The 18,816-nt window shown below is 36.5% G+C and carries 33 protein-coding genes; 1 reads left to right on the top strand and 32 read right to left on the bottom strand.

What is annotated here, in order from left to right; translation table 11 throughout:
- Positions 1–15: 15 nt before the first annotated feature.
- From G6O73_RS12945 to G6O73_RS03070, 20 genes are all read right to left on the bottom strand, one after another.
- Positions 16–138, bottom strand: a complete 123-nt coding sequence (locus G6O73_RS12945; RefSeq protein WP_268871646.1) for a hypothetical protein — start codon at positions 136–138, stop codon at positions 16–18.
- A gap of 29 nt (positions 139–167) precedes the next feature.
- Positions 168–515 carry a phage tail assembly chaperone G gene (gene gpG / locus G6O73_RS03160; protein ID WP_057885866.1) on the bottom strand — a complete coding sequence of 116 codons (348 nt, stop codon included), beginning with the start codon at positions 513–515 and terminating at the stop codon, positions 168–170.
- Between the two features lie 99 nt (positions 516–614).
- Complete coding sequence (locus G6O73_RS03155) at positions 615–1,211, bottom strand: major tail protein (RefSeq protein WP_057885865.1); 597 nt, start codon at positions 1,209–1,211, stop codon at positions 615–617.
- A 38-nt stretch (positions 1,212–1,249) separates the two neighbouring features.
- Complete coding sequence (locus tag G6O73_RS03150) at positions 1,250–1,654, bottom strand: hypothetical protein (protein WP_057885864.1); 405 nt, start codon at positions 1,652–1,654, stop codon at positions 1,250–1,252.
- Entirely contained in the window at positions 1,654–2,028 is a 375-nt protein-coding gene (locus tag G6O73_RS03145) for an HK97-gp10 family putative phage morphogenesis protein (RefSeq protein ID WP_057885863.1), read from the bottom strand. The genes G6O73_RS03150 and G6O73_RS03145 overlap by 1 nt, the downstream gene beginning before the upstream one ends.
- Positions 2,025–2,342 carry a head-tail adaptor protein gene (locus tag G6O73_RS03140; RefSeq protein WP_245002966.1) on the bottom strand — a complete coding sequence of 106 codons (318 nt, stop codon included), beginning with the start codon at positions 2,340–2,342 and terminating at the stop codon, positions 2,025–2,027. The genes G6O73_RS03145 and G6O73_RS03140 overlap by 4 nt, the downstream gene beginning before the upstream one ends.
- A gap of 1 nt (position 2,343) precedes the next feature.
- Complete coding sequence (locus G6O73_RS03135) at positions 2,344–2,664, bottom strand: head-tail connector protein (protein WP_057885861.1); 321 nt, start codon at positions 2,662–2,664, stop codon at positions 2,344–2,346.
- Between the two features lie 11 nt (positions 2,665–2,675).
- Positions 2,676–2,807, bottom strand: a complete 132-nt coding sequence (locus G6O73_RS12735) for a hypothetical protein (protein ID WP_235805087.1) — start codon at positions 2,805–2,807, stop codon at positions 2,676–2,678.
- A 129-nt stretch (positions 2,808–2,936) separates the two neighbouring features.
- Positions 2,937–4,136: a phage major capsid protein gene (locus G6O73_RS03125; RefSeq protein WP_057885859.1), complete on the bottom strand. Its 1,200-nt coding sequence runs from the start codon at positions 4,134–4,136 to the stop codon at positions 2,937–2,939.
- A 42-nt stretch (positions 4,137–4,178) separates the two neighbouring features.
- Positions 4,179–4,823, bottom strand: coding sequence for an HK97 family phage prohead protease (locus G6O73_RS03120; protein WP_057885858.1), 645 nt, complete (start codon positions 4,821–4,823; stop codon positions 4,179–4,181).
- Positions 4,824–5,585 carry a hypothetical protein gene (locus G6O73_RS03115; protein WP_057885857.1) on the bottom strand — a complete coding sequence of 254 codons (762 nt, stop codon included), beginning with the start codon at positions 5,583–5,585 and terminating at the stop codon, positions 4,824–4,826. It lies immediately after the preceding gene.
- Positions 5,575–6,897 carry a phage portal protein gene (locus G6O73_RS03110; RefSeq protein ID WP_083478500.1) on the bottom strand — a complete coding sequence of 441 codons (1,323 nt, stop codon included), beginning with the start codon at positions 6,895–6,897 and terminating at the stop codon, positions 5,575–5,577. The genes G6O73_RS03115 and G6O73_RS03110 overlap by 11 nt, the downstream gene beginning before the upstream one ends.
- Before the next feature lie 5 nt (positions 6,898–6,902).
- Positions 6,903–7,079 carry a hypothetical protein gene (locus tag G6O73_RS03105; protein ID WP_157056681.1) on the bottom strand — a complete coding sequence of 59 codons (177 nt, stop codon included), beginning with the start codon at positions 7,077–7,079 and terminating at the stop codon, positions 6,903–6,905.
- Between the two features lie 13 nt (positions 7,080–7,092).
- Positions 7,093–8,781, bottom strand: coding sequence for a terminase large subunit (locus G6O73_RS03100; protein WP_057886215.1), 1,689 nt, complete (start codon positions 8,779–8,781; stop codon positions 7,093–7,095).
- A gap of 14 nt (positions 8,782–8,795) precedes the next feature.
- Positions 8,796–9,239, bottom strand: a complete 444-nt coding sequence (locus G6O73_RS03095) for a P27 family phage terminase small subunit (protein ID WP_057885856.1) — start codon at positions 9,237–9,239, stop codon at positions 8,796–8,798.
- Positions 9,240–9,398: 159 nt separating this feature from the next.
- Positions 9,399–10,184, bottom strand: a complete 786-nt coding sequence (locus G6O73_RS03090) for an HNH endonuclease (RefSeq protein ID WP_057885855.1) — start codon at positions 10,182–10,184, stop codon at positions 9,399–9,401.
- Complete coding sequence (locus G6O73_RS03085; protein WP_057885854.1) at positions 10,181–10,396, bottom strand: hypothetical protein; 216 nt, start codon at positions 10,394–10,396, stop codon at positions 10,181–10,183. Before G6O73_RS03085 ends, G6O73_RS03090 begins: the two co-directional genes overlap by 4 nt.
- Positions 10,397–10,466: 70 nt before the next feature.
- Complete coding sequence (locus G6O73_RS03080) at positions 10,467–11,375, bottom strand: hypothetical protein (protein ID WP_057885853.1); 909 nt, start codon at positions 11,373–11,375, stop codon at positions 10,467–10,469.
- A gap of 572 nt (positions 11,376–11,947) precedes the next feature.
- Complete coding sequence (locus G6O73_RS03075; RefSeq protein WP_057885852.1) at positions 11,948–12,361, bottom strand: hypothetical protein; 414 nt, start codon at positions 12,359–12,361, stop codon at positions 11,948–11,950.
- 3 nt (positions 12,362–12,364) lie between these two features.
- On the bottom strand, positions 12,365–12,871 hold the full coding sequence (locus tag G6O73_RS03070; RefSeq protein ID WP_057885851.1) for a hypothetical protein: 507 nt from the start codon (positions 12,869–12,871) through the stop codon (positions 12,365–12,367).
- 186 nt (positions 12,872–13,057) lie between these two features.
- Between G6O73_RS03070 and G6O73_RS03065 the strand changes: the two genes are divergently transcribed.
- A complete protein-coding gene (locus G6O73_RS03065) occupies positions 13,058–13,549 on the top strand; it encodes a TspO/MBR family protein (protein WP_057885850.1) in 492 nt (163 codons plus the stop codon).
- Positions 13,550–13,830: 281 nt separating this feature from the next.
- Here G6O73_RS03065 and G6O73_RS03060 read toward each other — a convergent pair whose 3' ends face one another.
- The 12 genes from G6O73_RS03060 to G6O73_RS03005 all read right to left on the bottom strand — a co-directional run bounded on the left by G6O73_RS03060 (position 13,831) and on the right by G6O73_RS03005 (position 18,653).
- Complete coding sequence (locus tag G6O73_RS03060; RefSeq protein WP_057885849.1) at positions 13,831–14,016, bottom strand: hypothetical protein; 186 nt, start codon at positions 14,014–14,016, stop codon at positions 13,831–13,833.
- Between the two features lie 21 nt (positions 14,017–14,037).
- Positions 14,038–14,247, bottom strand: coding sequence for a hypothetical protein (locus G6O73_RS03055; protein WP_057885848.1), 210 nt, complete (start codon positions 14,245–14,247; stop codon positions 14,038–14,040).
- A gap of 88 nt (positions 14,248–14,335) precedes the next feature.
- Positions 14,336–15,061, bottom strand: a complete 726-nt coding sequence (locus tag G6O73_RS03050; protein WP_245002965.1) for a hypothetical protein — start codon at positions 15,059–15,061, stop codon at positions 14,336–14,338.
- Positions 15,062–15,076: 15 nt separating this feature from the next.
- A complete protein-coding gene (locus G6O73_RS03045) occupies positions 15,077–15,490 on the bottom strand; it encodes a hypothetical protein (RefSeq protein ID WP_057885846.1) in 414 nt (137 codons plus the stop codon).
- 2 nt (positions 15,491–15,492) lie between these two features.
- On the bottom strand, positions 15,493–15,645 hold the full coding sequence (locus G6O73_RS03040) for a hypothetical protein (RefSeq protein ID WP_157056680.1): 153 nt from the start codon (positions 15,643–15,645) through the stop codon (positions 15,493–15,495).
- A complete protein-coding gene (locus tag G6O73_RS03035; RefSeq protein WP_057885845.1) occupies positions 15,638–16,255 on the bottom strand; it encodes an HNH endonuclease signature motif containing protein in 618 nt (205 codons plus the stop codon). The genes G6O73_RS03040 and G6O73_RS03035 overlap by 8 nt, the downstream gene beginning before the upstream one ends.
- Positions 16,239–16,484, bottom strand: a complete 246-nt coding sequence (locus G6O73_RS03030) for a hypothetical protein (RefSeq protein ID WP_057885844.1) — start codon at positions 16,482–16,484, stop codon at positions 16,239–16,241. The genes G6O73_RS03035 and G6O73_RS03030 overlap by 17 nt, the downstream gene beginning before the upstream one ends.
- Positions 16,481–16,681 carry a helix-turn-helix transcriptional regulator gene (locus G6O73_RS03025; RefSeq protein ID WP_057885843.1) on the bottom strand — a complete coding sequence of 67 codons (201 nt, stop codon included), beginning with the start codon at positions 16,679–16,681 and terminating at the stop codon, positions 16,481–16,483. The genes G6O73_RS03030 and G6O73_RS03025 overlap by 4 nt, the downstream gene beginning before the upstream one ends.
- On the bottom strand, positions 16,662–17,543 hold the full coding sequence (locus G6O73_RS03020; protein WP_083478499.1) for a DnaD domain protein: 882 nt from the start codon (positions 17,541–17,543) through the stop codon (positions 16,662–16,664). Before G6O73_RS03020 ends, G6O73_RS03025 begins: the two co-directional genes overlap by 20 nt.
- A complete protein-coding gene (locus tag G6O73_RS03015) occupies positions 17,536–17,742 on the bottom strand; it encodes a hypothetical protein (protein WP_057885842.1) in 207 nt (68 codons plus the stop codon). Before G6O73_RS03015 ends, G6O73_RS03020 begins: the two co-directional genes overlap by 8 nt.
- Entirely contained in the window at positions 17,729–18,481 is a 753-nt protein-coding gene (locus G6O73_RS03010) for a putative HNHc nuclease (protein ID WP_057885841.1), read from the bottom strand. The genes G6O73_RS03015 and G6O73_RS03010 overlap by 14 nt, the downstream gene beginning before the upstream one ends.
- Before the next feature lie 4 nt (positions 18,482–18,485).
- Positions 18,486–18,653, bottom strand: coding sequence for a hypothetical protein (locus G6O73_RS03005; protein WP_157056679.1), 168 nt, complete (start codon positions 18,651–18,653; stop codon positions 18,486–18,488).
- Positions 18,654–18,816 lie beyond the last annotated feature (163 nt).

The raw sequence follows: 18,816 nt of genomic DNA, 5'->3' as shown, positions 1-18,816 counted from the left end.
AATCCCCCTTTATAATTAAAATAGCCAAGGAAATGCTTGATCAATTGTTTTTTCTTTCTCCTTATAAATGCTAATTAAGTGATCTAAATCATCACTGGTAAGTACATCAATTTCTTGCAATTTGTAGCCCTCTTGCATCCGAGCTTTATAAAATTCATTAATCGCATCTATTGCTTTGTCGATGTCTTGGGCTGTGATTTTTTTGGGCTGTCTTCATTTCCTCCGCCCAAAGAATCAGCAATGGCTGAATTCAAAATGTCCATGTTGTTTTTGTCACACCCTGTAATAAACTGATCGGCCTTAAATTGATTTTTCCAAAAAGAAACCGCAAAATTTGCTAAGTTTTTTTCGTTTTTATTAAAATCATCTTCATTTGGCCCGTCGTTTTTTGAATACATTTTTAATTGTTGTTGCTGAACTATCAGAGCTTTTGTCATTTCTCGTAACATCGGTGGTTCATTTCGAACAAATTTCTTCTTTTCTCCACCAACATCTAATTCTATTTCGTAAGCCATAATTTCCTCCTGATATTAGCCGCCAACACATTGCGTGTTTATTGTGTATTTCATAGGCGACTCTATTAATTTAAAGCGAACTAGACTCTAGAATTCGCCTTACGAGCCAGTATTTCCACCATTTGTAGCACTAATCAATAAATCACCAGCTTCAGATGGGAATACCCATTTTCTAAATTGTGTCAAATCAAAATCAGAATTATCTTCTCGACCAATCAAAACAACATTTTCTTGATCACCTCGAGGCATGAATTCTCCTTCAATTGAATCGGCATTTGGATCTGGAGTTCCATCGACAGTCTTAGTATCTACGCTTGGTAAAGAAAACATTCCTTTAAGTAAGGCTACCCAGCAGTTTTTACCGTTTGACAATTTTGTCTTAAATAAAGTAGCAACATTAGCTGCTATCATATCCTTAGGATAAACTTCAACGCCTTTCACCACCTTGATCCCGAATAAATCTTGCTTCATCTGAGAATCAACGTCATATAACTCAATCGTTTCTTTTGCTTCAGTGATTCCACCTGATAAAACTGCATAAGGACCATCATCAGCAGCAATCTTTTTTAAATCATTAGTTAAATCGACTTTCACGCTTGAAAGTCCTGGAACTTTTCGTGGTGTAGCAACTAAACTGGTAGTGTCATCAACGACACCATACTCAAAATTGCTAGCACCAAATTTTACTAATCCCATTGTGTTTCCTCCTTGATTTTGTGCATAAAAAATAGGCTTTAAGCAAAGCCTTCAAAATTTCCTTGAACCATTTCTAATGTTTCGATATCTGCGTCTGGTTCATGGTTACGATAATATCTCTCAATCCCATTAATATGAAGGATTTCATAAATTAAGCTCTCTAATTTTTCTAAGTTAGTCAAATCCGTTTTATTAATCCAAAAGTCTACTTGGACACGATATTTCTGCATAACCCGTTCATCGTCAGCATACAACGCTGTATCATCGGGTATTAGAGTGATCCTTATCCAAGGTGCATTATCTGAGATTGTAAATGTATCGTTGGGTTGCCCTATAAAAATATAAGGAAAATCCGTTGGTTCACCTCTGATATCATTTAATAAATTTACAATTTGTTGGTTGTTAGCCAATAAATTGTAAATAATACTTTCCGGCAAAGACATTAATTCACCTTCAAATCTTTAATGAATTCAGCAAGAACAGGTTCTCGCATCTCGCTTTGTGTTTTTTCAATAAAATGCTGTGGCGACTGTTTAGACGTTCCGCTGTTAGGAAAGTGAGCAATCCGACCTTTAGCAGTGTCATACCCAATGTCCACAGAATAATCACCTGTTTTAATTGAAACACTTCCGGTTTTGATATGATCAGCTAATGGACCTAGTCCACTATGATCTTCCTCAGAAACTGGAGTATCTGCTTTTAGTTTTTCTGCAAACATTTGGGCACCACTTCGAACTGCTTTGCGGGCCCGTCTATCATATCCCTCGGTTAATTGAGTAACAGCAAGAAGCATTTCAGCTTCACCAGTAATGCTCATGATTTAATCACTCTCCCCGCAATCTGATTCGTATCTTTTGTCTTATAGTCTGGATCCATCGAAATGATTTCGTATTCCTTATTTCTCCAACGTATTCGCCAATTTGTTTGAATCTCTTTTTTTTGCTTAAAAGCTATGATAAAAACAGGCGTTTCTTTCCGATAACCAACCTCTGTTGAGCTATTGACAAATTCACGGTATGGTAGCTTAGCAACCTCCGCCCAACAGGTAAATTCATCTGTTTTAACATTATTAGTCGGGACTCCGTTTATTACACCTGGCTTTAGACTGAAAAAAGTAATTCTTTCAGTCATATTAGTTAGCTTCATCGTCATCACTCAATTCTGCGCGCATTTGATTAACAATGTCTTCAACTCCATTTGCAAGTTCAGCTCGATAGCTACTGTCAGACGTTAAACCACGCTGGTAGTAATCTTCTTTGACTTGTTTCATCAATGCAATTAAAAACCGAGGATCATTAATGAAAGTTGCTGGAGCCGAGTCTGCCTGAATCGCTCTTGCAATTTCTAACCCCGTTGAATCGACTAGATTTTTTAAAACGTCATCATCAAAATCCTGGTCTATTTTGCAATAAAGTTTTAAGGTTGCAAACTGGTCATCTGTCAAAAGGGACATTTAAATTCCCCCTAACTAGCAGCACTAACAGTGACAGCTAATGTGCTTGTTACATCGCCAGCAGCAAACGTGATTGTTGCTGAACCAGCCGCAACCAAACTAACTGTGAAACTGCCATCACTGTTTTTAGCAACGGTAGCAATTGATGTATCACTAGATGTTGCTGCTATATCTCCCGAAGCGCCATCAGGTGTCAGTGTAGCGGGTTACCTGTTTAGTAGTTCCAACAGTACCGCTCATTGTCTTTTGTGATAAAGTGATACCGTCAGGCGTTAGGATTTTGAGTAAGTTAAGAAATAGCCAGCTTTTTCATCTGCTTTTGCAACTCCAAAACGCATGCCAGCTTGCAAATATTGACCGTAAATATTATCGTCAACCCAACGAATCATGAAATCAGCTCGGTTAGCAAATAACACTGCACGCTTGATGTCACCTAAGAAAGCATGAGCTTCTCCAGCAGCACCTAGAGTTTCGTCCGATACAACTACCACGGGGATACCAAAAACAACTTTGCCGCTTGGAGAAATGATTGAATCTTGCAGTAAATAGCGACCATTGCTATCCTTCAAGGTATCTAACCACTGATAAAATGATTGTGTAACTACTAGTGTACGGGCATATGCAGGATCTAACTTGGTATTGTTAACCAATTTCAAATCGTCCAAAGAAGCTACTGTCTGAGCAGTAAATGTTTTCAAAACTGATGAAATTGCATCATTGGTTGTATTTAATTTGATTTGATCAGCGTTTGTCGAAAGCAAGTCCATCAAATCAATCTCTGAATCGTCGAGCGATTCTTGAGAAATAGGCAGTGCTTGGCGGTAAGTATCTACTGCCCAATCAATTTCATCGAAATCAGGCTTTGCCATTGCTGGATTAGCAGCTAATTCTGCAACAGTTGCCATTTTTGTTGTCGCATTAGCAACAGTTGGGTAGCTACCTTTTTTGGTTGTGGCTTGAAAAACGTTAGTAAATGTTTTTAAATCAACAACTGTTTGAATCTCACGCTGCGGGTTATAAGAAATAGCATCGGGAATTGTTTTAGCAACGTCAGTTGATGATACACCATCGGTTGCTGGCACAATATCACGTTTGTTGATAACAACAAATGTGCCTTCGTCAGTTTTTTCGAATTTCAAGCCGTCACGTTTTACACCCTTTGAACGGATATATTCAATAATAGCTTTGCAACGATCATTTTTTTCTGGATCACTATTATTTCGACCTGCTACTGTTTTTTTGTGGCCGTCACCTTCCAGAGCTCCCTGATAGAGTTTAAGAGTATCTTCGTTCTTTCGAATTTCCTCTTTAAGGTCATTAACCTTACCCCTTGCATCTTTTGCCTTAGCTAAATCTTCATCAGATTCTGCTTTTTCAACTAAGTTACGAAGCGAAACTTGATCTGCACTCAGTTTATCTCGTTGAACTTTAATATCGGCTTTTAAAGCCTTGATTTTTTCATCTAAAGTCATATGTGACCCTCCTAATTTCTTGTATTAAAAAAGACCAGATTTTTAAATCTGATCTAAAATTTCTTGTTTTTTTAGTTCTAATAACATCTTTTTTCGCTCTTGTCTCCATGAATCCTTCTGCTTGATTAAGTTTTCAACTAGCTTTTTGCTCCGTTGGCCAACAACTGCTTCTGTATCAGGATAAGCTGGTGTAGTCACTACTGAAACATCATAGAGATGGTCAATCTGATTAATACTCCGGATATAATCAACATCATCTTCGTTTGATTCTTCCCAATCTTGTGCAGTAGCTTCATCAGGTATCGTGAACGCGAAACTACACTGATTAATAATTCCAGCAGCAATATTCGTCATTAAGTCACGTGCCAATTGTGTATCTGGAGGTTGCACTTGAAATTTAAGCCCAATATTATCAACTGAAAGTTGTAAGTTAACTCCTGTACGGCCTAAGACTTTGCTTTCGTCATGATTAAAAGTTGCGACTACATTTGACATATCAGTATTATCTAATGCATGTGGATCAATTGTTTCACGAAAAGTTGGCCCCCAACCCCCACCAAGAACATCAGATTGCCGATTAAATTTTAAAGCGTAGCCCTCAATCAGTTGTGGGGCGCCGTCTTGATCATCTGTTGTTCTCAAACTGATTTTTGTCGATACTTGGCGTTTTTCTAAATCAACTGTCATTTACATACCACCTCCTTTCATTGAATAATTTGCTGGATCAATTTTAGATAGTCTTGAATCATAATTAGTTATCATTGAGTAGCTGTTCATCATTATCGAAGCCACCTCTTGGCCGTGTACATTTAGATTACTCATAGTTTGAGCATCCTGAATTGCTTGTGATCCGTCTGAAATTTTGCCCGCAAAGAAAAACAGGCCCGATATACTAGTCAGCTTGCTTTTAACACTATCTATATTTTGACTATCAGGAATTAAGATCATGAACCCATCACTTGGGATTAAATTCAGCGGATCGACATTTTGAAACTCCACCGGTTTTAGAAGTGCTTTCATCAACGGAAACGCAAACAGTTTATTCTTATTATTCTGATTGAGTGTTAGCATATTCCAACTAACTTCATCACTTCCAAGCATGCTCATTCCATACCACTTATTGTACAAATGCTTATATACTAATTTTTCACCATCTAAATCACTAATTGTTTGAACCTGATTAAAAGTTTCTTCATCACTATTCCAATTTTCATTTTTTAGAGTTGAAAAATCAGAATTGCTGTATGATTGCGCAAATTGCATAATCGCAAGCGTTTCTTCATCTTGAATATTTACGATATGTTGTTTTGCCGGTTTCTTCTGTGGATATAAAGCATAGGAACCAGCGTCTCCAAATGGTTCAACTATTTTGGAATAGTTAGGATTGTTCATGGCTATTGTTTTAGCAAGTGTCGAATTCATAGAGCCATATAAAGGCTTAAGAGTCATCAGAATCACCACCAGTATCGTTTACATCTATTGCCGGAATATCACTGGATGACATATAAATTGCATCTCCGCCTTCAATTGGCTCCTGGCCTTGAGCTTTACGACGCTCATTGATTGTTTTAACTGTATTATCAGGCTTATTAGGATTTTGATAATCCTCTTTCATGTCGAGATAAACATTATTCAAGTTAGACTGCATCCGATCCATATTAGGATCATCGCGCTTATTAACACCCATTTCGAATCGTGCTTCATTTGGATCAAGCAACGAACCATCAACAGCATTTTTGGCATCCGCAACAGACATCCCAGTTTCTTTTCTGGTATCAAATTGAACTTTAAACTGATGCCTTTGCTGATCATTCAACATCTTTAATTCAATCTCAGACGAAATTGGCTCAAAATAGTAAGGCAAATCTGATTTAATAAAATCATCGTTCAGCTGCTTTACTGATTGATTAGGACTATTAACACCCAACTTGTAAGCCGGAATATGCATAGCTTTGGCAATTTGGGAAGTTGAATAGTTGTTCGAGTTGATTAACTGCAAAATATTTGTATCAACTTCAAGCGTCTGATAATCAATAGTGTCATCTGTTACGACTGGAGAACCACCTGTCGCACCTTGCTGAGCATATTCAAAATCTTCGCGAGCTTTTTTTCTGGCTTCTTTATTCAACCTTCCTTTAACTTTCAAAATTCCGCCTTTTAACCCGCTTTGGAAAAATTTAGAAAGGGTTTGAATGCCTGACTCTTGCAAGTTTATTTCATCTCTCAAGCTAAGAAGCGGCGAGCGTCCATGAATGCCATCATACGTGAAAAATTTAAAATGAATCACATTTTGAGCTGGCTCAACAATGGTTTGATTAGCTCCCAGCGGTGTAAATTCATATTTGATGTTATTAACATCTGAATCATCAATATAGACTTGACTAGGCGGAAAATATTGAATCAGCGCTGGTTCCTGCGTTACTGGATCCCTGACAATTCGTGAAACACCATCATTGGCCAGCAGTGCATTAATCGTCATGATAAATTTCCAATGGTAACCATCTAACATTGCATTTGGCTTTTTGTTAAGCAGATATGTTAAATCTCCACTATCAAAAGGCTTCCCGGTTTGTTCATCAAGCAACAGCAAAGGAAATCTAGCAACGTTTGACGCAATGATTGAAACAGCAGTTAGCACATCAGAGTTTTTTAAAGCTGATATACCTATAAAACTACCAGTTGAATAGCCTGGAATTACTCCATCACTGATTAAGTCCATCGCCCAATCACGTTTTTCAGGTTCCTTAGTTCTAAATAGCATTTATTTCACCCCCTTCCTGCCATCCAAGCAGAGAGCAGAGCTAAAACGATGAACAAACTGCCAGTTACAAACCAGCCTACAATTATACTTGTTTTAAAAGCTCCAATTGAAAGCATTAAAAAACCACAGATCATCAGAATCTGTGGCTCATTTAATTGATAAAATTTAAATAAGCTTTTCACTTAGCCACCCCCCTTAGAATCCAAAATCATCACTCAACACATCTTCATTGGTTAAATAGTCATCAATATTTTCTCTAAAGCATACCGCATATGCATCTAACAACGCATCTAAGGCATCAATCTTATTTGCATATTTATTTTTATCAATCCTAACACCGTTGTTATCACTTTTTAGCACTGCGTTATTAACTGCCGATGTAAGAATTTGATTTTCCGGATGTCTGATACGTTTCTCCAAAACATCATCTCTGAATTGTTTAGTCGGCATCGAGAGAGTTAATGTACCTTGTCTAACTTCAATTTGTTGCCACTCAGGATGTCTTTTTTCAATCAAAGTTAGCAATGGTCCATATTGATATGGGTCAAAACAGATCCCCTGAACATCTAACCGATGCTTTTCAACGAAATCGTCAAGCCAATTGAAGACCCGTTCAGTATCAATTACTCCTGATTCTAATGTGGTTATTTCACATTCATTTTTGCGCTCTAATTCTGGATAATTAAGTCGATCAGCTTTGATTTTTGCTTGTAATCCGTATTTAGTTCCTACAAATGCAAAACTGTCAGCATACCAGTACCCTTCACAAGGGATCATCCATGAAATTGCGAATAAATCTGACGTTTTTCCAACGTCAACACCAATCCACACGCGCTGTCCGTCAATATTTATCTGTTCTATTTCTGCATCATTCCAATTTTGAATATCCATATAGCTATCCTCAGCGGCTTGTCGCCAAATATTGAAATTTTTGATCAATTTGCTGTTGATTGAACCATCATTTTCTGCCTGCTTTAGTTTAGTTGATAAATAATCTGTAATTTGAGCTTTTAAAGCATCAACATCTAGCAATGGATTTGATTTAATCCAGGTTGATCTATCTTTAACTTCTTCAACACTATCTTGTTCGGCGATGAAAGCGAAATAGCGGTCAGCCTCAACTTCTGCGGATAAGACTTTTTTAGCATAAGGATAATTTTGAGTGAACATTGGAACGTTCATATCAAAACCAGCGGTCGAAATAATGAAAGTCAAATAGCTTGGCAGCAACAACTGACCTGACGCTAAGGTTTCAATCATGTCTGTCGTCTTAGCATTTGCGTATTCATCAACAACTGCCACATGAGGTTCATAACCATCAACCAGCCCTGCATCTCTTGAAAATGAACGTATGATAGAACCATCATCCAGATTGATGATCTCATCACGCTTAATCTGGCACATACGTTTTATGCCTTCGTCTTTAACCATTAGCGCTTTTAAACGATCCTTGACCATCCCAAATATAATTCCTGCCTGTTTTCTATCATTTGCAGCTGTATACAACTGCCTATTTCTAGGCGGCGTTTTCCCAAACAAAAATTCATAAAGAATAACGCCCGAAATAAGCAATGATTTGCCATTTTTCCGAGCCATTGAAATAAAAACATCAGTGAATCGTCTGATTGATGGATTATTTTTATCAACCCACCCGTAAATTGAACCAATTATAAATTTTTGAAATGGTGCTAATTCGTTTGGTTTTCCCGTTTTAGGATCAGGAAGCAATTCCATGAACTTAACTGCTTTACCCGCAAGATTTTCATCAAATTTCCATCGCCAATCAGATTTTTTTAAATCATTAAGGTGCCTTTTGACTGCTGAGTTAACAGCTTTGCCTACAATCAAAGACCCATCTGAAACACGATCAACGAAAAAAGGCATTGGATTATCAAATGTCATCCAAATACCCCCTTAATTGATTTTGGCTTGTCTTCATCAGTTTTAGGCATATTCATCTGCATCCGCGAATTAACATTCAATCCCAGGTCAGATGCAAGGCCCTTAATGCTTTTTGTGGCTTTATCAAGTTGAGAAATTAATTTATCTCGCCCATCCTTGTCAGATTCAGATAGTTCTAAGGAAATTTGTTTATAAATGCCATACCATGTGCAATAATTTTCAAGTTCAGCTCTATCAAGATTTCTAAGTGGCAACTTTCCAACGCTTTGGACAATTCTTTTATATTCTTGTTTTGCAGCTCCCTTTAAATGATTTGGCGGAGTTTTTTGCAGTTCTGGCAGTCCATCTGCTGCTAAGAATTCCGCTTTAAATTTAGCCTCTTGCTGTAAAACAGTTAAATTAGCTGTTGATTTCGATAGTAGTTTTTGTTTTCTAGCCATTCCCCACTTTCACCCCTTTCATTCATTAATTTTGGGTTTCATCCACCACCAGACAATTAAAAATTGATAGAAATTGGGACGCAAAAAAGAGGGCGTACGTTCAAGAACACTTTTAAAACACCGCCCCGATGCTTTTAGGTGGGGGCTTCAAAGATTTTTCTAGTGAACGCGTCGGAACTTCCCAAAATCTTTTCTTGAAAATTCATTAAAAACTGAATTCATGTTTTCATTAAAACGATTCTGTTCTTTTAATCTTTCAATGCAAATCTGCTTGTCTGTATCGATTAGTATGTGATCAACAAGATGATAGTTAGATAGCAATGTATCTAGTTGCTCATCAGGATAAGTCTGTATTATCCAAACGTTGTTGAATGTCTTCTCAGCTCTTAGCTTGCGTAATAGTTGATCATAGAACAACATCACATAATCATGAATGTCTTGATTGCGTTCATGCAATGGCAATCCTGATAGAGCTGACATCAGCACATCGTAATCATATATCAAGTCATGATCTGTTCTGCGCTTAGTGACATAGGTTGACTTACCACTTCCAGGCAATCCACATACCATCTTGATAGTCATGTATCTCTCAGCTCCTTTGTGGTGCTTAATCCATTCACGTTTTGTTTTAATGCTGTGACAATCTTTGCATAATGTTTGAAGGTTATCTAAGCTAAGCCGATCTTCCCAATCATCTTTGCTTGGAACAATATGATCAACTAATGAACCTTCAAGTCCGCATCGCTGGCATAGATGGTAGTCACGAGTTAGCACTTGCTGTCTGGTATGCAACCACTCCCTGGTCTTGTAAAACGCCACGTACTTACTTTGATTAGTAGACCGTCTTTGATTATATGCACGATCGTTGTCTTTACGATTGGCAGCGTCGTAAGGAACCAGAGCAGGTTTGCCATTTATGTGAGATAGTTTAATAGGTTTACTCATAGTTTTGAATATGCTTGCTGACCAAATCCTTGCTGTGTGCTATTATCACCTAATGCTTCAATGCTATATGAATTCAATTTAACACCGTCTTGATCTGCTGTATTCCAGTTGACATTTACTCTAACTAAGGAATCCATACGTTTATCATCAATATAAACAGCTGGCACTTTCCCAATATCATCTATTTCAATTCTTATATGTGGTTTATCCATAGTTAAATCCTCCTCGTATTATATAAATCCTTAATTTTTATGTACAAAAAAAGCAGCTCGATGGCTACTATTATAAGCTTTCATTTTCATCCTTTAAGTTTTTAAATGTTGTACTAAGCGTAGCGTATATATCATTATTTTTACATTCACTACATAATTTACAAAGTTTGTTGTCCTTTTTAATCATCGTATCCTTAGAAAGTTCCTCTACCTCTTTTACAGTATCTTCTACAAAGTAATATTTACCTTCATCAAAATTATACATTTCTTTTTTGCTTTTTTCTTTATTCATTACTTCAAAATAACCTATTTCATTTGCTACACTATAAAATCTAATAATTATTCTTTTAATTATACAGTCATTATTTTCGTCTTTAAACCAAAAAGATGGCAAGAAGGTTACACTTTGGCCTGGATATATTCCCTTAAAATTCCAATGTTCAAATTTAAATTTCTCTTTGTTACATTTGTAACCCAAATTTAAATCAAAGTTATATATGACATTATCAGAAATGTTTTTTATACAAATATATGCATCTTTTCTTTTTTTACTTTTTAACTTTAACCCATATCCATTATCTTCTTTTTTTAAACTGTTTTTTACAAAAACAATTGTTTCGCCAAGAGGACTTGTAGTAGTCATGACACTAAATCTAGGCCTTTTTTCAATAATTTTTAATGCACTCTCAATATTTTTTTGTTTATTAACTTGCCAGATTACAGAAAATATAGCGCTTATCGTTCCAATAGCACTAATCCAATCCGCTAATGAGCCTAAATCTTTGGAATTATAAAAAATCGTTAGTGCAAATAAAAATATAGCCAAAATAAGCAGTAAGAGAATAATTTTTTTGTACATTCCTTTTTTTATTGAAATACCCTTCCTATATATGGCCCACAGTATTATCACAAATGTAGTATATTTCCAAAAAGTAGCACTATTCCAAATTGAAATAATAAAACCTATAAAGTCTTTCATTTTTACCCCCATAAATTTATTATTTTATCTCATAAATTATACAACAAAAATAGCAACCATCACTGATTGCTACCGATAAAATATTTTTTGGGAGAAAATAATAGTTTAATGTCATTCCGGACTAGTATGTATGTCGGAATTTCACCGACTTCGCAATCCAAACACCATTTTCTTTCGATGGACGAAATCAAATGTCATTCTCTTTTTTGCTAGCGATAGAAAGAAATATTTTTTGCGGTTTACGCTAGCAAGTGACTGTATTTTCCGCTACAATCGAGTGTTTTTATCTTCCAGCTGCAGAAGTGATAAACACTAACACGAGTGTTTATCGGTCTTTCCCGGTTGTCAGTTAGTATCTAACAGATAGCAAGTATCCGTTAAATGATTGTTAGCAGCTCATGAGGGATGTCCCTCATTTACTACATAAATAGCGGCTCGATCGACCGCTGATCTGATATCGGAGATAACCCGGAAACTCATCCCTAAGTTTCTTATGCTATCATTTTGACACTTAATTTAATGCTAATTGGACACTTTTTGGACACTTTTCATCAACTCTATTAATCTAGAAACTATAAACCCAACTCTGCTGCCACTTTTTCAAAAAATTTTAGTCTTCTTTTCTTCACAGCTGTACCTGACAGGTGAGCTTCTTGCGCAATCCCCTCAAGCGTTAAAATGCAGTTTTCTCTTAAGTAAAGTTCATAGATAATATCTCGCGTTACTGGGTCAGACGACTCTAAAATTTTCCGAACAGCTTCTTCATTTCTTTTGAGATTATTTAATCGTCTGTCCTCAGCTAGCGTAATCGCCATGCACTCAACACCCTCATCTTTTTTATTCTGTGCTCGACCACCGCCAACATTTTCATCTTTAAACTCCTGAAACCTGTTTATCAGCTCATCTTCACGCTTCTTGATGTACATTTCAGATGTTGGATATTCACGTATTATGTCTGCAATGTAATTAAATGTTGATCTTTTCACTAATCAATTCACCTCCTTGCCAATAATTTGCTCTGCTTCCTCAACCACTAGATCATTCCTATTGATTAACTCATTGACGATATTCAATTTTTGCCTAAAATCCACTTGACTGCTATCTTTTTCCAACAATCTCCAGCTGTCATATAGTTCAATCATTGGCCCGTTTATTTTGACTAAAAGCTGGTTACGCTTTGCCTTAACAAATTCTCCAAGGGAACGGTTAATAACTGTTTTGATTTCTGGGTTAATTTGTCTAGTTACTGTTTTATCAGCTTCAATTGATTTTGGATAGATTGTAATCACGACATAATCATTTACATTTAAGATTGCTGTAATTTCATTCCACTTAAATTTTTGTTTTCCGGCTTCTTGACTTGCATAAAAAGTAGCATTCTGTAAAAAGCGTTCAATCCATCTTTGTGCTTCATCACGTGGTATTCCAAACCTTTTTTGCATTCTATCAAATGCATGTTCAGATATCTTATATCTCATATAATTAGGTACACCCATTTATTCATCCCCTCATAATTATTGAAACGATAAAATTAATTCAAATTGTTTTAATTTTTATCTAGAACCATTTTTGCTTTCTTCGCCTTAAGATCCCTAACATTTTTTCATATGATCCTAATTGCTATCTATCACCAACCTAAAAATTGAATTTAATGGTAAAATTGTATCAAAGGGGGCAATTTAATGTACGAATACACGAAAAAAGAAAAATTAAGTTGGATCCGTTTGATTGTTTTTATATTGGTTATAGAGTTTATTGGAAGTCTATCAGCATTTTTTGCGGGTGACATTAAAGCCATCTACAATCATCTTAGTCTTCCCGCCTTATCTCCACCAACCTATCTATTTGGAATTGTATGGCCTATACTTTACGCACTAATTGGCATCTCTGGCTATTTAATATACCAACAGGTTTACCCTAAACATATTAAATTAATTGACTATTCACTTTTTCTTACCCAGTTAATTTTAAACTTTGTTTGGAGTATTATTTTCTTTAAAGTTAGTGCCTATTGGTTAGGCTTTTTAATAATTATCGTATTAGACCTCGTTGTATTAAGCTGTATAATTCATTTTTACAAAAATAGTCGTTTAGCATCTATCCTTATGGTTCCTTACTTAATATGGATTATTTTTGCATCTTATCTCACTTTAAGCGTAGCAATACTAAATTAATTTCAATTTTAATTAGCATGATTAATAATTGTGCTAATTTTTATTTGCTCTAATGTCTCCCCTCCCTTATCACACTTGCATATAGAATACGGTTCTTAACATCAATAAAAGCATATTTATTAACACCATCATTTAATTTCTGCTCTTAGCTGATCAATACGATTAATTGCTTAATAATTCTCACTGATTAAGCTTAAATAACAATTTTATCTGTTGTTGCATCCCTAAAATCAATTGCTCCTGCTTTGCTGCTATAATGAATTATTTCCTCTTGCAGTAGCTTAATCATTTTTCGTCTGGGCTTTTTCATCTAGCTTCTCCTTGATCAACTCATCAGGGATGTCCAATGACACTATGTAGCCACTTAAAATCATTGCAACATCCTCTCCGCCAATTTCAACCAATTTGACAAAGTCAGCTCCTCTTTCATCTTTCGTTTTTAATAGCTCTTTCGGTGTAAATTTCAATTTAAAATTCTCCTTTCAAATTTAACCAGGCTGTACCTTCTTCATCATTTGCATGGATACAAAGTCAAATGCTCGACGAGTCCAACTTGATTTACCACTTAAATTAACTAGGACCGCCGTATTCTTATAAAACCTCTCAATTACATACGTTTCGCCCTCATATTCTACCGAGTCCATCTCATTTAAAACTTCTCCGTTACAATCAGTGAATTTGATTTTTTCCTTTCTCATTACTTTCTCCTTTCAAAAATATTTAACCGGTTAGGCCCACGTTCCGTAGCGAACGGACAAAGCATCCTCTGACGTGGGCTTGTGATTATTACGCAATCACTTTAATAGCATTCAAATCACGATTTTTTAATTCATCTTCCAGGTACTTTTTAACTTTTTGAGTAGCTTCAATCTTCCACATACCGCCGTCAGCTTCAAAAATTGCCGATTGCATTCCTGAACGCATCCTGAAGATAAATTTGCTAATGGGCTGTTCAACTTCTAAAAATGTTCGGTATGGAGCAAGTGAAACAGGATTAGGAACTTTTACATCGGCTACACTTGCAACACCTGATTTGATTTGAACTTGTTGCGATACACCATCATCACTAGCTTGCTTAACTTCACTTTCCTGTAAGTTGCCAATTACTTTTAATAGGATTTCTCTATCAGGTGTTGAAACAAAGCGTGATTGAAGTGCAATGTTCATCGTTTCTTGCTCATAGAAATTTTCAAACGTAAAACCTGGTGTTTGAAATTCCGCTACTGCTTCAATAGCACGTCGACCATATTTATCTAAAGCTCCCTCAAAATAAACTCTTGTTGGGCTATCAATTCGTAATCTCGGCTTATCCAATTTGCTTTGTTCACTTTGAATATAATCAAGCAAACCAGTTAGTGTGTGCAGTTCAACTTTCCGTTCAGGAACACATGTCTCTTTTATTCGATGTGCTGCTCCATCTCCGTCAACGAACCAGGTCTGCTCACCCACAACAAATGTTTTCTTTCCCTCTGCCTCGCGTGCTAATTCAACTAAATCATTTAATTCTTTCATTTCCATCTCTGTTCACTATCCTTTCTTGGCTTGTAGATCAATGACTTTTTGCTCTTTCTCAATGTCCGCAACTGGTACTCCTGTATCTGTCTTTACTTCACCATCATCAGGATCAATAAATGTTTGTCCTGGTGTTCCTGATTTAAGCTCATTAACCACCGTCTTTCCTTTCCCATCGCGACCAATCAACATTGTTGTGCCAACACCTTGTTCTGGGACAAGGCTTACTTTTGTCTGAATATCAACATCAACTGCATCCCCTGATTTTGATGGTTCAAATACCAAATTGATTGTAATTTTTCTTTTCTTCGTTTGGTCCGTATTTGGATCCATGATGTTTTCTGTTACCTGATTTAATGCCCTATCCAATTTTTCCTGTAAACCACCATTGGCCACGTTTGATAAGTCAAAGTTAATTTGTTTTTCCATGTTCATCCCTCCAATTTTGTTAGCTGCTCAACTGGCACCCAGATATCGCCATTTCTAACTGGCAACTGAGCTAGTTGGTATGGCTGATAATCGACAATTGTTCTAACTCTGTAACAATTTTCTTGATAAATAACTGTCATTCCAGGTCTAATCATTTTTTCCTTTGCTCCTTTCTCTGAGCTTGATATTTACTTTTGCAATATTAATTCCTGTTTTGGTTAATTCTGGATCCTTGGAGTTTAATCCATACCTGTTCATCTCGAGATTTTCTCTTGAAGAAACCAGTGCTAAATTATCAATTACCACATGTGTGGGATCACCATCGAGAAACATAAGCTTTTTTTCTTTAGGAATCGGCCCGTTGTGTTCTTCCCAAATTAATCGATGCAACTGTTTCCAGCGGTTTTTGAATGGCAAATCGTTGTTGATCTTAATCCAGATATAGCCATCAGCCCTCATTACTTTAGTTCCTAGTGGCTTTCTATCTTCTAAGTGAGGCTCTGATTTGAACTGAGTCTCAGTCATTCGACCGTGGTTGCCAGTCTTCTTTCCCTTATTCCAGGGAGTCATGCCTTTTTTAAATTGACCATTTCGTCCGCTGTTAGCCTGATGATTAACTTTCCAGCTTTTCATTTGGGAAACTTTAAGATTTCTATTGAATTTTGCATTTACGATTTTTGTAAGTTCTCTGGCACTTCTTCCCTTTGACAATTCTCTAATGGCAATCTCCTGTGTTTTCGAAAAAAGGTTAGCCCCCATGCTCATCAACACTAATCATCTTTGGTAACTTCATCCCGCCTTGACGATCATCGTAAGCAATCGCCGCTTTTAACGCCAAGTTAGCATTCTCAACGACATTCGTTGCTACACCTGAAATAGCTTTTGCTCGATTGATTTCTTCTTTCAACGAATCGCCCTTTAAATCTTCATCCCCTAAACGTTCTAACTCTGCAAATAAGTGATTATTAAGATCACTCAGTTTATTCTTGGTCATAATTTTCTCCTCCCGATTAATTCATCCAAGCTAACATCGAAAAAGTCTGCCAGTTTGATTGCTAATTCCATGCTTGGATAGTTCCGACCATTTTCTAACTTGCTGATAGTTCCATCTGTAACACCGATAAACTTCCCTAAGTCTGCTTGGCTGATTCGATGCCTATTTCTCAGCTGCTTAACATTCGTTCGTACCATCCGACTTACCTTTTTCACTCAGTCTGGCCAGCTTAGCTGTTAGTTCCGCTCTTTGTTCGTCTGTATATTCATTTGCTTGAACAGATTGTTCAGGTGGATTAGCAGCCCAATCAGGAAGTGCTTCTTTCTGAACAACCTTTTTCTTACGGAAGCCTCGTTTCTCTTTCTTTGCTTCAAAATCAGCTTCTAGCTTTTTAATCTGCTCAAGCGTTTTGACATTGTGTTCTTCATAATCATTCAGCATCACTTTCAGATAGCCCCATGATGCTCGAGTAGCTGAACTGCACATTTTGTTAATTGCATAATCAACGACCTCATTTCCAAGTGATTCGACATAGTCCAAGAAAATTGGAGTAGTAATTCCATTCAGAGATATGTTTGCTTTTTGAAGTGTTTCAAATGCATTGACAGTCGTTTGTTTTTCGACTCCTTTGTTATTGTTATTATTAATACTTGTATTATTAATACTTGTAATATTCTCCTTCACGTCTACGTGAATAGGGTCCTTAACGTTCACATGAATACCCCCTTCATGCGAACGTGATGGGGTATTAACGTCAGCGTTAATAGGTGGGTTAGTATTTGTATAAATTTTTCGTTGTTTTATTTCTTTTCCCTCACGAACCATTTCAATTTTCAAATATCCAATTGACTTTAAATGATTTATCCATTTTGAAATGGTTTGAACTGGACGATCGTAAAGTTCGGCAAAATATCTATTGCTTGCTGTACAATAGCCCAGCTTATTAGTTAGTGCTGTGATTTCGCTGAACAAAATTTTCTCATCAGCGTGATTTTTAAGTCGTGGGTCATATCTAACACTTGCTGTTAAAATCGAATAATATGCTGGTTGTTCAGTCATCTAACATCCCTCCAATCAATAATTCAAACTCTCCTGCGTGAACAATGCCCCGACTAATTAATTCTGAAACAAATTCAGGGCTTTCCTTTAACCACCAACTAGCAGCTTTAAAGCTTGTAAAATCTTTGGCAAATCTGCCACCAGTACTAACCAGCCTAATTGGTCGTTTCTTTTTCTGTTTGTTTTTACCTTTTTTCATGGTCATACCTCAACTTTTCTGCGAGTCTTTCTTGCTCGTACTGCAGGTCAAACTCTTGCATTTGTTTTCGAGACATTAATTTCAAACTAACGAGTTGATCATCATTCAATTTAACGCCGTGAAAATGCCACTTAGCGGCAAAACTCGTTGGTCCTAGCTGATGGAACTCGTGATGATGGAGATTGCACAGAGCTTCTAATCTGTGTCCTCTGTGATCAAGATGAGTTCGGTTATTGCCAATTCCGACCGTATCCTCATGATTGATTTGGATGTTTCTGGTTGATCCACAACAGGTACAACGTTTATGGACCAAACATAAGTAAACTTGTCGGCCAGTATCAAACGTGTTGGCCAAGTCTTTAAATTCAAATGGGATGCCAAAGTAAAAGCAGTATTCAACTAGCCAGGAGATGAATTCAGTTGCTATGTCTTTATGACAATTACTTAAACTAAACTTTCGATAACTGCTCTCATGACAAAATTGTGATTTTAAATGCTGTTTTAAATTTTCAAACTCATAACGTTGTTCAAAGCCCTGGTATTCCCCAATATCACGAATCATTGCATAAGCTTTGCGCTGCTGTAGTGGAGAAACTAATTCAATGGAATGCGGTTTAAGGTCAAAATCAATCTTTCCGCGACGAAAAAGAGTTTTTAAACCTTCAATGTCATCAACTCGCAAAGTGATTTCATCATTTTTTACGTTTAGCAAGTGGCCTGCAAACCGTTCGTCGTTCATTTAATTAATCCTCATATTCGTAAACAAGTTTTCTTCGATTTCCTCTGCTGTGAACCGATTTATATCCCAACCATTTAGCCGTCCTAACGCTAACACCAAGCTTTTTAGCCATTTCCTCGTAATTGTCAGCTAGGCAAATAAAAGTGTCTCCTCGATATGCTGCTAGAAACATTCACTTAACCTCCTGGTGTGCTATACTAAACACGTAAATTTATTTTTTATCGGGCCTATTCCTGTAGGCTCGTTTTTTATTTTTTGAGATTATCTTTAATTTGAATTGCCAACAGACTGAGTAAAAGAAAAAGGGTAACAGCCTGTAACGTACTCGTTAAATA

Source organism: Liquorilactobacillus nagelii DSM 13675, assembly GCF_019444005.1.
In the GTDB taxonomy this organism is placed as follows: Bacteria; Bacillota; Bacilli; order Lactobacillales; family Lactobacillaceae; genus Liquorilactobacillus; species Liquorilactobacillus nagelii.
The sequence above is the reverse complement of the archived record's forward strand: the minus strand, read 5'-3'. Positions and strand labels throughout refer to the sequence as shown.

What these genes read in the sequence shown, in the direction of transcription:
- G6O73_RS12945 (WP_268871646.1), bottom strand. Translation starts at nt 138, where the DNA reads ATGCAAGAGGGCTACAAATTGCAAGAAATTGATGTACTTACCAGTGAT.
- gpG (WP_057885866.1), bottom strand. Translation starts at nt 515, where the DNA reads ATGGCTTACGAAATAGAATTAGATGTTGGTGGAGAAAAGAAGAAATTT.
- G6O73_RS03155 (WP_057885865.1), bottom strand. Translation starts at nt 1,211, where the DNA reads ATGGGATTAGTAAAATTTGGTGCTAGCAATTTTGAGTATGGTGTCGTT.
- G6O73_RS03150 (WP_057885864.1), bottom strand. Translation starts at nt 1,654, where the DNA reads ATGTCTTTGCCGGAAAGTATTATTTACAATTTATTGGCTAACAACCAA.
- G6O73_RS03145 (WP_057885863.1), bottom strand. Translation starts at nt 2,028, where the DNA reads ATGAGCATTACTGGTGAAGCTGAAATGCTTCTTGCTGTTACTCAATTA.
- G6O73_RS03140 (WP_245002966.1), bottom strand. Translation starts at nt 2,342, where the DNA reads ATGACTGAAAGAATTACTTTTTTCAGTCTAAAGCCAGGTGTAATAAAC.
- G6O73_RS03135 (WP_057885861.1), bottom strand. Translation starts at nt 2,664, where the DNA reads ATGTCCCTTTTGACAGATGACCAGTTTGCAACCTTAAAACTTTATTGC.
- G6O73_RS03125 (WP_057885859.1), bottom strand. Translation starts at nt 4,136, where the DNA reads ATGACTTTAGATGAAAAAATCAAGGCTTTAAAAGCCGATATTAAAGTT.
- G6O73_RS03120 (WP_057885858.1), bottom strand. Translation starts at nt 4,823, where the DNA reads ATGACAGTTGATTTAGAAAAACGCCAAGTATCGACAAAAATCAGTTTG.
- G6O73_RS03115 (WP_057885857.1), bottom strand. Translation starts at nt 5,585, where the DNA reads ATGACTCTTAAGCCTTTATATGGCTCTATGAATTCGACACTTGCTAAA.
- G6O73_RS03110 (WP_083478500.1), bottom strand. Translation starts at nt 6,897, where the DNA reads ATGCTATTTAGAACTAAGGAACCTGAAAAACGTGATTGGGCGATGGAC.
- G6O73_RS03100 (WP_057886215.1), bottom strand. Translation starts at nt 8,781, where the DNA reads ATGCCTTTTTTCGTTGATCGTGTTTCAGATGGGTCTTTGATTGTAGGC.
- G6O73_RS03095 (WP_057885856.1), bottom strand. Translation starts at nt 9,239, where the DNA reads ATGGCTAGAAAACAAAAACTACTATCGAAATCAACAGCTAATTTAACT.
- G6O73_RS03090 (WP_057885855.1), bottom strand. Translation starts at nt 10,184, where the DNA reads ATGAGTAAACCTATTAAACTATCTCACATAAATGGCAAACCTGCTCTG.
- G6O73_RS03085 (WP_057885854.1), bottom strand. Translation starts at nt 10,396, where the DNA reads ATGGATAAACCACATATAAGAATTGAAATAGATGATATTGGGAAAGTG.
- G6O73_RS03080 (WP_057885853.1), bottom strand. Translation starts at nt 11,375, where the DNA reads ATGAAAGACTTTATAGGTTTTATTATTTCAATTTGGAATAGTGCTACT.
- G6O73_RS03070 (WP_057885851.1), bottom strand. Translation starts at nt 12,871, where the DNA reads ATGGGTGTACCTAATTATATGAGATATAAGATATCTGAACATGCATTT.
- G6O73_RS03065 (WP_057885850.1), top strand. Translation starts at nt 13,058, where the DNA reads ATGTACGAATACACGAAAAAAGAAAAATTAAGTTGGATCCGTTTGATT.
- G6O73_RS03055 (WP_057885848.1), bottom strand. Translation starts at nt 14,247, where the DNA reads ATGAGAAAGGAAAAAATCAAATTCACTGATTGTAACGGAGAAGTTTTA.
- G6O73_RS03050 (WP_245002965.1), bottom strand. Translation starts at nt 15,061, where the DNA reads ATGAAAGAATTAAATGATTTAGTTGAATTAGCACGCGAGGCAGAGGGA.
- G6O73_RS03045 (WP_057885846.1), bottom strand. Translation starts at nt 15,490, where the DNA reads ATGGAAAAACAAATTAACTTTGACTTATCAAACGTGGCCAATGGTGGT.
- G6O73_RS03040 (WP_157056680.1), bottom strand. Translation starts at nt 15,645, where the DNA reads ATGATTAGACCTGGAATGACAGTTATTTATCAAGAAAATTGTTACAGA.
- G6O73_RS03035 (WP_057885845.1), bottom strand. Translation starts at nt 16,255, where the DNA reads ATGAGCATGGGGGCTAACCTTTTTTCGAAAACACAGGAGATTGCCATT.
- G6O73_RS03030 (WP_057885844.1), bottom strand. Translation starts at nt 16,484, where the DNA reads ATGACCAAGAATAAACTGAGTGATCTTAATAATCACTTATTTGCAGAG.
- G6O73_RS03025 (WP_057885843.1), bottom strand. Translation starts at nt 16,681, where the DNA reads ATGGTACGAACGAATGTTAAGCAGCTGAGAAATAGGCATCGAATCAGC.
- G6O73_RS03020 (WP_083478499.1), bottom strand. Translation starts at nt 17,543, where the DNA reads ATGACTGAACAACCAGCATATTATTCGATTTTAACAGCAAGTGTTAGA.
- G6O73_RS03015 (WP_057885842.1), bottom strand. Translation starts at nt 17,742, where the DNA reads ATGAAAAAAGGTAAAAACAAACAGAAAAAGAAACGACCAATTAGGCTG.
- G6O73_RS03010 (WP_057885841.1), bottom strand. Translation starts at nt 18,481, where the DNA reads ATGAACGACGAACGGTTTGCAGGCCACTTGCTAAACGTAAAAAATGAT.
- G6O73_RS03005 (WP_157056679.1), bottom strand. Translation starts at nt 18,653, where the DNA reads ATGTTTCTAGCAGCATATCGAGGAGACACTTTTATTTGCCTAGCTGAC.